This window comes from Streptococcus oralis, assembly GCF_023109315.1.
Classification (GTDB): domain Bacteria; phylum Bacillota; class Bacilli; order Lactobacillales; family Streptococcaceae; genus Streptococcus; species Streptococcus oralis_BS.
Genome location: NZ_JALDUF010000001.1, coordinates 512560 through 524972, shown reverse-complemented (window position 1 = coordinate 524972; position 12413 = coordinate 512560). Strand labels below are relative to the sequence as shown.

General features: G+C 40.4%; 9 protein-coding genes and 1 pseudogene. All 10 read right to left on the bottom strand.

Annotated features, from left to right (window positions below; translation table 11 throughout):
* Positions 1-720, bottom strand: a pseudogene (locus tag M1F74_RS02575) (IS3 family transposase); the annotation flags it as partial.
* A 72-nt stretch (positions 721-792) separates the two neighbouring features.
* Positions 793-1338: a TlpA family protein disulfide reductase gene (sdbB, locus tag M1F74_RS02570; RefSeq protein ID WP_247946209.1), complete on the bottom strand. Its 546-nt coding sequence runs from the start codon at positions 1336-1338 to the stop codon at positions 793-795.
* 12 nt (positions 1339-1350) lie between these two features.
* Positions 1351-2058: a cytochrome c biogenesis CcdA family protein gene (gene ccdA2 / locus M1F74_RS02565; protein WP_247946208.1), complete on the bottom strand. Its 708-nt coding sequence runs from the start codon at positions 2056-2058 to the stop codon at positions 1351-1353.
* Between the two features lie 127 nt (positions 2059-2185).
* Complete coding sequence (locus M1F74_RS02560; RefSeq protein WP_247946207.1) at positions 2186-3046, bottom strand: methionyl aminopeptidase; 861 nt, start codon at positions 3044-3046, stop codon at positions 2186-2188.
* A 15-nt stretch (positions 3047-3061) separates the two neighbouring features.
* Complete coding sequence (spxR, locus tag M1F74_RS02555; RefSeq protein ID WP_247946206.1) at positions 3062-4339, bottom strand: CBS-HotDog domain-containing transcription factor SpxR; 1278 nt, start codon at positions 4337-4339, stop codon at positions 3062-3064.
* The gene (locus M1F74_RS02550; protein ID WP_007519468.1) at positions 4332-4883 is read right to left on the bottom strand and encodes a GNAT family N-acetyltransferase; all 552 of its coding nucleotides are present in this window, start codon (positions 4881-4883) and stop codon (positions 4332-4334) included. Before M1F74_RS02550 ends, spxR begins: the two co-directional genes overlap by 8 nt.
* Positions 4884-4898: 15 nt before the next feature.
* Positions 4899-6158 carry a UDP-N-acetylglucosamine 1-carboxyvinyltransferase gene (locus tag M1F74_RS02545; protein WP_247946205.1) on the bottom strand — a complete coding sequence of 420 codons (1260 nt, stop codon included), beginning with the start codon at positions 6156-6158 and terminating at the stop codon, positions 4899-4901.
* A gap of 164 nt (positions 6159-6322) precedes the next feature.
* Positions 6323-7828, bottom strand: coding sequence for a pyruvate kinase (pyk, locus tag M1F74_RS02540; protein WP_247946204.1), 1506 nt, complete (start codon positions 7826-7828; stop codon positions 6323-6325).
* Between the two features lie 65 nt (positions 7829-7893).
* Positions 7894-8901, bottom strand: a complete 1008-nt coding sequence (gene pfkA, locus M1F74_RS02535) for a 6-phosphofructokinase (RefSeq protein WP_247946203.1) — start codon at positions 8899-8901, stop codon at positions 7894-7896.
* A gap of 80 nt (positions 8902-8981) precedes the next feature.
* Positions 8982-12083, bottom strand: coding sequence for a DNA polymerase III subunit alpha (locus M1F74_RS02530; protein ID WP_247946202.1), 3102 nt, complete (start codon positions 12081-12083; stop codon positions 8982-8984).
* Positions 12084-12413: the final 330 nt, after the last annotated feature.

The window sequence follows — 12413 nt, the reverse complement described above, 5'->3', positions numbered from 1 at the left end:
GATTGACCGAATAACCACGATTTCTTAGTTCTAAGTGAATCCGACGATAACCATAATTTCCTTTATGCTCACGATAAATTGACTGAATTTCAATTTTAATATCTTGATTCTTATCTGGTTTATATAGCTGTTTTAAGTGGTAATAATAGGTTGAACGGGCAAGCTTAATAATCTTTAGAAGAATATTTAAAGAAAACTCTGTTACCAATCCTCGGACAATTTCCGTTTTTCTTCTTTCTCTTTTTCCTCCTTCAATCGGAGTTCTCTCAACTTTTTTAGAATGGCATTCTCCGCTCTCAGGTACTCATTTTCTGCTTGAAGACGTTCTAATTCTGTCATTTCTTCAGGTCTCTTCTTTGGCTTACGTCCCATTTTAGGCGGTCTCCCTCTTGTTTTCTCAACAATAGTATACCCGTTTTTCCTGTATTGTGCCAGCCAATTCGAAAGTAATCCACTACTTGGGAGAGCATAATCCAGAGATACGCTTAGTTGGGAACGACCTTCAATCAAAACATTATTGATGATTTCTTGCTTTAATTCAGGAGAGTAATAACGGTTTTTCCCTTTTTTGACGAACTCTATTCCGTAACGATCAATCAATTTAATCATGTACCTAAGATTAGAATTGTTTATCCCAAATTTATTTGAAAGCTTCTCTAAGCTATATCCTTGTTTTCTTAGTCCATAGATTTGAACTTTATCTTCATAACTCAATTTCATAATAAAACACCCCAAAAGTTAGATTCTTTCTGTCTAACTTTTGGGGTGCAGTTCACAATCGCGATTTTTTCTTTATTTCATCTCTTTAAAAGCTGCTTCTGCATCAGCATTGCTAATAGCACCAAATTGGATTTTTCCGATTTTACCCTGACTGTCAATCAAGTATTCTGTTGGAATACTACGAACTTGGTAGGCTTGGAAGGTAGTTGCTTGCGTATCATATAGAACTGGAATATCTTTGTAGCCTTGTTCTTGGTACCATTTTGGAAAGTCTTGAACCGTTTTTTCACCTTGTAGACCAGGTGCAATGACACTCAAGATTTCAAAGTCTCGATCTTGTTTGGCAGCTAATTCCATCAACTCAGGCATGCTTTTTTTACATGGTCCACACCAAGAAGCCCAGAATTTCAAATAAACTTTTTTCCCTTTATAGTCTGATAACTTCACTTCTTTGCCATCCATAGACTGCAAGGTGAAGTCTGGTGCATCCTTACCGACTGCAATTTGTTGTACAGCAGGTTGTTTTGGACTGCTTGTCTGTTTGGTTTCTTTTTCACCACAGGCAATCAACAAGAATAGAGACATGAGGCTCAATCCAGCAAAAATAACTTTTTTCATCTTTTTCTCCTTTTATCCAAGAATTCCTGACAAGGCATTTAACTGCCCTAGCATTAATAATAATCCCATCAAAATAATCAAAGCTCCCCCGATTTTCTTTAGTAGAATCATATGGGGCTTTAATTTACTAAAATAGGGCATAATCCAGCCCGAAGCCAAGGCCAAAACAATGAAAGGAAGGGCCATTCCCAATGTGTATACTAATGTTAACACGGCTCCTTGCCAAGCACCATTGCCACCTGAAGCTGCTAGGGCCAAGACTGAACTTAAGACCGGTCCGATACAAGGGGTCCAACCAAAACTAAAGGTTATCCCAAGTAAAAAGGCTGACAGATAGTGATTCGACTTGGATTGTTTGAAGGTGACTGTCTTTTGAACTTCCAGTTTATTGAAATGCAAGATTTCCATCTGGTGAAGCCCTAAAAGAATAATGACTATTCCCATAGCATAACGAAACCAGTCTGCATAGAGCATGTGCCCTAGGAATCCAGCTCCAAATCCTAAAATAAAGAAAATGAGGGAGATTCCTGCAATAAAGCACAAGGTCCGAATTAAGCCTGACCATGCAACGTCTCTTCCAAAAAAGCGAAAGCTTTTCGAATTTCCCTGATCATCCAGTAAAATACCAGCATAGACAGGTAGCAAAGGAAAGATGCAGGGTGAAAAGAAGGACAGAGTACCTGCTAAAAAAACGGATACTAGAAATATAATCGACTCCAACGAATTACCTACTTTCTCAAAATTCTAATCTTATTTTACTATAAAAGAAAAAAATTGTAAGAAGTTTGCTACGCTTGTTTATTTTATCTACATTTGACACAAAAAAAGGAGCTAAGCTCCCTTTATTTTAATACGTTCCTTCTTCACCTTGACTGGTCAAGATAACAGGTCCATCTTTGGTAATCACGAACTGGTGTTCATATTGGCAAGATAGGCCGCCATCAATAGTCTTATGAGCCCAGCCGGTCTTCATATCTGTATCGATTTCCCAATCACCAGTATTGATCATGGGTTCAATGGTCAACACCATTCCTTCACGGAGACGAAGACCACGACCTGCAACACCGTAGTTAGGGACCATTGGCTCCTCGTGCATAGTTGGGCCAACACCATGACCAACCAAATCACGCACTACACCATAACCGCGACTTTCAGCGTATTCTTGAATGGCTGCACCGATATCACCGATACGATTGCCGACAACTGCTTTCTCAATCCCTATATACATAGCTTCCTTGGTCACGTCCATCAAGTTTTTCACTTCTTCAGACGGTGTACCGACCGCATAAGCCCAACATGAGTCTGCTAAACCACCAGAATAGCTCTGGGTGTATTTTTTCATTTGCTCAACATTGTTAAAGTTGAGTTTAGATACATTGAGGTCGGATTTGGAAATCGGACCACCCAGTACCATGTCAACCTTGAGCAAATCGCCAGCTTTCAAGATGTAATGACGTGGAAAAGCATGAGCAACTTCGTCGTTGAGAGAGCAACAAGTAGCATAGGGATAATCCATAACTGCGCCATCCACGCCAATCTGTAGAGGAAGGAAATTTTCCTCTTTACAACGTCGACGAACGTACTCTTCAACTTCCCACATATCTACGCCTGGCTTAATCAAATCACGTAAGCCGATATGGATACTTGCTAGGAAATCACCAGCCTTGTCCATGGCTTCGATTTCACGTGCTGATTTTAAAGTTATCATTTTTTCTCCTAGATTCTAATTAATTTTAACCGTAACATTTGCTTTTGAAACAATCTGATGCCCATGATAAATATCATAATCAATAATAGCTGAGCGTCTCGTGTGGTGAATAATACGAGCCTGAATCCGCAAAGTATCATCTATCTGTACAGCCTGCAAGAAATAAATTAGCATCTGCTCGATGATGAGATTGCGTCTACTATTTGCCACCAAATCCTGTGTCATATGAGTTAAAATTTCAGCAAGAACACCATTTGCTAAAACCCCATTTTTCTCCAACATGAAGGGCTCAACAGTTATGACGACTTCATCATGATGATAAGAGAGTTTTTGCCCGATTTGCTCTGAGAAAGTTGGCAAGGCAGAAACTTGGGAACGGCTCATCTTTTCCATGACATCTCGTCGTGTTACGACGCCGAGTAGGGTTTGGTTGCTTCTGACAACGGGAACCATCTCAAAGTCTTCTGCGATCATTCGTTGACTGACATTGGCAATATTCGTCGCCAATCCTGTTACGAAGATACTGCGCGTCATCACCTTGTCAATCGTCGTGCTGGGAGACTTGTCTCCTGCGTCACGCATAGTAACAACCCCAACAACCACTTGGTATTGGTTAACGACTGGAAAACGGCTACTTCTGTTCTTACGAACCAAGTCTAGATAGTCTTTGACTGTATCCGTTTCTCTCAAAAAACCATACTCGTGACTGGGACGATAGAGCTTTTCAACTGTCAGAATATCAGTTTTGATTTGAACATTTGAAAGGGCCTTGTTAATCATGGTTGCTACTGTAAAAGTATCATGTTTACTTCTCAGGACTGGAATATTTTTTTTATTGGCCAACTCAAGAACATCATCCTGAACATGAAAACCACCTGTAACGAGGACCGCATTTTCATTTTCCAAGGCTAGAAGTTGAATACGAGTACGGTCACCTACGATCACAAGACCACCATCATGGAGATAGGACAGGATATTCTGCTCTGTCATGGCCCCAATGGAAAATTTGCTAAACTCTCTCTCTAGCCCTTCCTGGCCGGCTAAAACTTCAGAGGAGGTGACTTCAGCAATTTCAGCATAGGTTAGCCGTTCAATAGCCACTTTTTTTGGCTTAACTCGTATGGTTCCACTACGTGGTCGAGTTTCAACGATGCCACGATTTTCAGCTTCTTTGATAGCTCGGTAGGCGGTTCCATCACTAACACCTAGATGATTAGAGATACTGCGAACACTAACTCTTTTCCCAATTGGCAGCTCTTCCAGATAGGACAAGATTTCCTGGTGTTTACTCATTGAATTCTCCTTTTATATATCGAAATTCAAGATAGTCTCTCATTTTTCGTGTATAGCGGTCGCTCCCCTTAAACTGTCGGACGAGACTAAATCCCGATTTTAAGGCTACTTTTTGACTAGCCTGATTCTCCAGATGAGTGATGATGGATAATTGTTTTAAACCAAATTCTTCAAAGGAAAGCTGACAAAGTTTGGTAACTACTTCTGTCATATAACCTTGTGACCAAGAATCTTTTTTTAAGAAATAACCAATTTCTGCTTCTTTTTTGATTTCATCAATCTTTTCAAATTTAATAGAGCCAATCATTTCCTGATTTCCTTGGAGACAAATTGCCCAAACACCTAGAGGAGCCTTCATAAAATAGTTGGCAAGCGCGTATTGACTTTCTTCTAAACTTGATTGACTGGGAAAAATAAACTGCAAATTTTCTGGATTGGAAGCAATCTCGTAAAATGCTTGACTGTCACTAAAAAAGAAAGGACGCAAATACAAGCGCTCCGTTTCAAAAAAAGAAAACATTGCTAATTTGGTCCAAATATTCATAATCACCTCAACGGTTTAGTCTTCAATGAGTGTAATATCCGCTCCGAGACTACGTAATTTCTCAATAATATCTGAGTAGCCACGCAAGATAAACTCAATATTTGTAATTTCAGTTTTACCTTCAGCCATCAAGCCAGCAATCACAAGTGCGGCACCCGCTCGCAAATCTGTAGCTTTGACACTTGCTCCATGCAAGGTACGACCACCTTTATAGATAATGTGATCATTCGTAGTCGTAATATCCGCATCCATTTTTGCTAACTCAAAGACATGGTTGACACGTTTTTCGTAAATGGTATCAATAATCGTTCCACGGCCTTGAGCTGTTAATAAAAGTGGTGTGATAGGCTGTTGCAAATCAGTTGCAAAACCAGGATAAGGTGCAGTTTTAATATTGATTGCCTTCAAGTCTGACTGCTCTTCAACGAAGATACTATCCTCAGAGACCGTCATACGAACGCCCATTTCCTCGAGTTTGGCGATAAAGCCTTCAAGATGCTCATAAAGAACGTTGTTAATACGAATTCCTTTACCAACCGCAGCAGCAAGTGAAATATAAGTCCCAGCTTCAATACGGTCTGGAATGACTTGGTGACGAGTCCCATGTAGTGTCTCAACACCATCAATAATGATAATATCAGTCCCGGCACCACGAATGTGTGCCCCCATGTTGTTCAAAAGGGTAGCCACATCAATGATTTCTGGTTCACGGGCAGCATTTTCAATGACAGTACGTCCCTTTGCTTTAACCGCAGCAATCATGGTGTTAATCGTTGCACCAACGCTGACGGTATCCATGTAAATACTTGCGCCATGAAGTCCCTTACCTTGGGCAGATAAATTCATATTATCTCCCTCATAGCTAACTTTAGCACCCATGGCCTCAAAGGCTTTTAAGTGAAGGTCAATCGGACGAGGCCCCAGATCACATCCACCAGGAAGTCCAACTGTAGCTTCACCAAAGCGACCTAAAAGACTTCCGTAGAAATAATAAGAAGCACGCAAGCTATTAATCTTGCCATAAGGCATAGGAATGTTTTGAACGCCTCTTGGATCAATCTCCAAGACGTCGTCATAACGCTTAACAGTTGCCCCCATAATCTCCATGATTTCGACAAGACTAGCAACGTCTGAAATATCTGGAACACAATCTAAAGTGACAATATCATCTGATAAGATAATAGCTGGAATAAGCGCTACAACACTATTTTTAGCACCACTAATGGTGATCTCACCTTGCAATGGACGTCCACCATTGATGACAATTTTTCTCATGTTTTACTCTTTCAAAATTTACTAAAAAGGTCTTTTCGTTCTATTATACCATAATTTTCGGTTTTTTCCCATTCCTATTTATTAAATACAATCCCATTTTGATAAAAAAAGACCTATCACTCAAGCTCTACAGCCTGAAATGATAGGTTGGTTTTAATGTTAGATTAGCGTACAGTGCGGATGCGCATTGTGTTTGTACGAACAGCTTCGCCAAGTGGTACACCTGCAACGATAACAATATCATCACCAGATTCTACCAAACCTTGCTCAACTGCAATTCTTTCAGCAAGATCAAACATATCATCAGTGTTTGATGGGCGATCAGTTGTTACTGGAATAACTCCCCAGTTAAGCATCAAACCACGCTGAGTCAATTCATCGAAAGTGATTGCCAAGATATCAGCATCTGGACGGTATTTAGAAATCAAACGAGCAGTGTGACCTGTCTTAGTAAGAGTAACCACCAACTTGATATTCATAGAATTTGTCGCATCCTTAACAGCTGAAGCCATAACCTCAGTCTTAGAATTACGTGGCAAGTTAACAAACGACAAGCGACCGTATTCTTTCAAAAGGGTTTGAGCATTCTTGTCAATAGTTGCCATCGTAGTAACTGACTCAAGTGGATATTTACCATTTGCAGACTCACCTGAAAGCATTGTAGCGTCGGTTCCGTCGATAACAGCGTTAAACACGTCTGATACTTCTGAACGCGTTGCACGTGGTTTTTCAGTCATAGTTTCAAGCATGTTTGTTGCTGTGATAGCGACTTTACCAGCTGCATTTACCTTTGTGATAATCATTTTTTGGTAAACTGGAACCATTTCGAATGGTACTTCAATACCCATGTCACCACGAGCAATCATGATACCATCAGCTACTTCAAGGATTTCATCCAAGTTATCAATACCTTGTTGGTTTTCGATTTTCGCGAACAATTGAACATGCCCGTTTCCAGTTTCTTCACAGATTGCACGAACTTCGTTTACGTCTTTTGCAGTACGGACGAATGAGATCGCGATGAAGTTAATACCTTGCTCAAGACCGAAACGGATATCATCGTTATCACGTTCAGCAAGTGCTGGGAAAGGAATCTTAGTATTCGGGATGTTTACACCTTTTTGCTTAGCAATGATGCCGTCATTTTCAACTTCTACTTCAAATTCACGAGTTGAGTCATCCTTACCAATTACGCGAAGACCAAGTTTTCCGTCGTCAACAAGCACTTGTTTTCCAATCTCAACGTCATCATAGATGTCAAGAGCACCAGCAACGTTTAAAGCAATCACATCGCGAGTTGATTTGATTCCTTGTTTAGTTGCAACACGGATTTTTTCACCAGTTTTGTAAGAGTACTCTTTTGCGTCACCTTCGAATAATTCAGTACGGATTTCAGGTCCTTTAGTATCAAGAAGGAAACCAACTTTTTTACCTGCAATTTTTTCAGCAAGTTTAACAGTTGCCATACGCTCACCTTGTTCTTGGTGGTCACCGTGTGAGAAGTTGAAACGGAAAGTGTTCGCTCCTGCTTCAATCAATTTTGCAATATTTTGAGCTGAAGCTTCAACATCAAGTTTTTCTCCCCAGTATCCGTCATCACCGAATTTCTTTCCACCACGGATTTCAACCGCAGGACCCAAAGTTGCAACGATTTTTACACGTTTATTCATGATTTTGTGACTCCTTTATATAATTCGACCTTTTATGGTCATGTTACCAAATTAATGAAAGTTGATTAGGACAAGCTCTTGTTCAAAGCAGAAAGTTCAAGATCAGCTTTATGAGGGTTGTTAACAACAATCTTACCATCAGCTGTTAGGCTAAACAAAGCTCCTTCTTCTGCTGTACCAAGAATTGGATTCTCAACCATTTTTTCGTTTCGGATACCAACAGCGACACCACCGATTCCTTGTTTGAGAAGTTTAACAGCGTGTGCTCCCATACGTGACGCTAATACACGGTCACGAGCAGTTGGTGAACCACCACGTTGGATATGTCCAAGCTCAGTCACACGAAGGTCACTAGTATCTCCTGCTTCCTTGAGTTTCTTACCGAATTCATCGGCAGACATAACCCCCTCGGCCAAAACGATGATGTTGTGTTTTTTACCGCATTCGTAACCAGCTTTGATACTAGCTACGATATCTTCCATCTTGAAGCCTTCTTCAGGGATAATGATTTCATCAGCACCAGTTGCAATACCTGCCCAAAGTGCGATATCACCAGCGTTACGTCCCATTACTTCTACAACGAAAGTACGACGGTGACTTGATGATGTATCACGAATCTTATCAATCGCATCCATTGCAGTAGTAACTGCAGTATCAAATCCAATTGTGAAATCAGTACCTACGATGTCATTATCAATTGTGCCAGGCAGACCGATAGCTGGGAATCCATGCTCCGTCAAGCGCATAGCTCCGTGATAAGAACCGTCACCACCGATTACAACAACACCTTCGATACCGTGTTTTTTCAACTGCTCAATCCCTTTAAGTTGGCCTTCAAGTTGTGCAAACTCAGGGTAACGAGCAGAGTGAAGGAAAGTACCACCACGTGAAATGATGTCTCCAACTGAAGCAGCATCAAGTGGATAGATTTCACCGGCAACCATACCTGCGTATCCATCATAGACACCAAAAACTTCCATTCCTTCTGAGATTGCTTGGCGAACCACCGCACGGATGGCAGCATTCATACCAGGGGCGTCTCCACCACTGGTTAAAACAGCAATACGTTTCATTTGGTTATGCTCCTTTTTCTTTTAACATTCTTACTGATTATACCACATTTAGTTGGAAAATTCTTCTATTTTCCGTATTTTTAGCGATAAATCGTTTTCATAGCAATTCCCTCTAATTTTTCCTCTAGAGCAGAATCTTTTCTTACAAAATGTTGTGTAGAAACAACCGTTTTTTTTTCCTCTTCATACCTGATAATCACAGGAATTGGGCCTTTGTATTGTTCTAGGATATTTGAAATCTCTTTATCGTATTCATGATTTTTAACTTGGATCCAGAATCGTTCCGCCACTGCTTCTTTCAAATCTTGTGCAATCATTTGCAGACGGCCATCTCGAGATTGAACTTTGCCATTGATGTAGTAAAATTTCCCTTCAGATAGGATAGAGGCGAATTTTCGATACTGATCCGAAAATACAGTCACATCCATCCGAGACTTACTATCATGAACCTGTAGAAAGGCCATATTCTCGCCCTTCTTGGTTCGAATCACCTTTAGTTTTTGCACTTCAACTAGAAGAGTGGCTTGAGCCCCCTCGGTTAGATTAGCGATCGGGGTCGTCGGATATAGGGCTTGTTTGGCAAGAGTTTGGAGAGGATGGGCACTGATACCTACCCCAATCAATTCCTGCTCCTTATAAAATTTCTCCGCCTCTGTAAAATCATCAGCCTCAGTCCAACTATAGGTTGTATCCGCAAAGAGACCTCCCAACTCCTCAACAAAGACAAATAAGTTTGGTAGGTTTACTAAGATTTTCTGGCGATTCTTGTCAAATTCATCAAAAAGCCCTAATTCAACCAAAGGTGTCAAAAGCGAAAGTTTCTTGTAATTCTTGGGGAGACGCGTGACGAAATCTTCCACACTTGAAAAAGGACGATTTTCGATGATCCAGTAAGAAAAATCTCTCGGCATCCCTTTAATGGCTTTCAAACCAAGATAGATTGTCTTCTGAGCAATTTTATCGTGATAGGGAATGCTATTGATTGCTAACGGGGCTACTTCAAAGCCCATCTGCAATGCATCCACAATGTAATCACTGCTTGAATAATTCAACATGACTTGAAAGAAAATAGCAGGATAGTGCGTCTTGAAATAAGCTAGCTGGAAAGCCAGCGCTGAGTAGGCATAGGCGTGGGATCTGTTAAATCCGTAGCCCGCAAACTTTTCCATCACTGCAAAAACTTGGTTGGCTTTTTCTTCTGTATGCCCAAGTTTCATAGCTCCTGTGATAAAATCTTCCTTCATTAAATGCATCTCTTTAGCATTTTTCTTACCCATGGCTCGTCTGAGAATATCAGCTTTACCAAGACTGAAGCCTCCAAATCGCTGAGCAACCTGCATGACCTGTTCTTGATAGAGCATGATACCATAAGTTGATGATAGAACATCCTCCAGGGCTGGGTCCAACACCGACACCTTTTCTTTGCCGTGCTTACGAGCCACAAAATTATCAATATAATCACTAGCCCCTGGTCTATTGAGGGATGTCGTTGCTACCACTTCTTCGAAGACTTGTGGTTTGACCCGTTTCAAGAGTCGAATGGCGCCAGGTTGTTCAAATTGGAAAATCCCCTTGGTATTTCCAGAAGCAAAAAGGGCCAGAGTTTCTTTGTCTTCCAAATCAATCTCTTCGATTTTCAAATGAATACCTTCTGACTCAGCTAGTAATTCTTGCATTTTTTGTACGAAAGTCAGGTTACGTAATCCTAGGAAATCCATTTTTAGAAGTCCATTGGCTTCAACACCATGAGCATCATACTGGGTGATGAGCATATCCTCACCATATTTTAGAGGAATATAGTCCGTCAAGTCTTGGTCACTCATAACGACTCCTGCCGCATGGATAGATGTCTGACGAGGATAACCTTCAATCTTACGAGCAATCTCAAAAGCTTTTTGGTATTCAATCTTGCTATTGATTATCTGCCTAAATTGCAAATTCTTTTCATAGGCCGTCGTTAGCGTATCTCGGAAACTGATTTTTTTAGTAATATTTGTTAATTCGTACTCTGGAACACCATAGCGTTTGAAAACATCACGAATTGCTTGTTTGGCTCCAAAAGTCGAATAGGTAACAATCTGTGCCACGTGTTGACTACCATACCGATCACGAACATAGCGAATGAACTCTGGTCTATAGAGGTCAGGGATGTCGATATCGATATCAGGCATGGTGTAACGCTCACGATTTAAAAAGCGCTCGAAAATCAAGTTCTTTTCAACCGGGTCGATTCCTGTAATATCCAGTGAGTAAGCCACCAGGCTACCAACCGCAGAACCACGCCCCATTCCCATATAGTAGCCTTGAGAACGTCCAAAACGGAGCAAATCCCAAACTACAAGGAAATAGTCGTCAAAGCCCATATCATGAATCACAGCCAATTCCTCATTCAGTCGCTCATGATAAATAGCTGAGGTTACCCCCTTATCACTCAAACCTTGCTCAGCTCTCTCTCTAAGTTCTTCGACCGCTGGTCTTTCAGGATTAAAGCGAGGGAGTTTTAAACTTGGGTCGATTTGATAGCTTACGTTCTCTATCAGACCTTGGAGATTAGCAAGCGCCTGAGGGAAGCGATTTTTAAACCGTGCTTCCAAGTCTGAGGCTGGTAAAAAGATTCCTTGTTGTGAATGCACATCCACTTCCCTAAGACTGACATTGTCCTTGACTGCCGACAAGATTTGCAAAACTTGTATATCTTCTTTTTCAAAAGAGTTGACTTGATAGAGTGGAAGAATCGGTCTGGTAAAGACTTCTTGAGGAGTATCTGGACTGACACCGATAAAATAATCATGCCCCAAATCCAGTTGTTCGACCCCATTAAAATAGGGAACAATAATGGTCACATCTTCGAGGTGGGAGGTGAAGTCAGACCAATTTTTCCGTCCAGTCATTTTTAAAGTGGATAACTTCATCAACTCTTGGTAATCTTTAGTGGATAGGGCTAGAAAACGAAGAGAAATATTCTCCTCATCTTTGATCAAGGTCATTTCAAGACCAATTAAAGGTTGGATTCCATATTTTCGAGTCACTTCTAAAAAATGATAAGCCCCATAGAGATTATCCACATCCATGATAGCAAGGTGAGAATAGCCATACTCTTTAGCTGTTTGTACATATTTTTCAATCGAAACCACACTTTCCATAAAACTGTAAACAGTCTTGGTGTCGAGCTGCGCAATCATTTCTTCTCCTCCTTGCTTTCGTTTTACTACTATTATACCATTTTAAGTTGGATATTGAAGCAACTCGGATGCTTTCTTTTCAACATCAGCATTTACAACCTCTCCGTCTTTCTTCCCTTTAATTTTTAATATTATAAGATGGATTTGAATATCATTTTAGACATTTTTATACTAAGTAAAGTATAATAAAGTCAGACTCTATATGCAATTTCACATATAAAAAATTCTAAGAAAGGGCTTTTTATTATAGTATTTATTCATCATTTTATAATAACTTACTAAATAGGTATTCCGCTTCACGAAATTTCTTGCATTAAAGTTTATTTATTC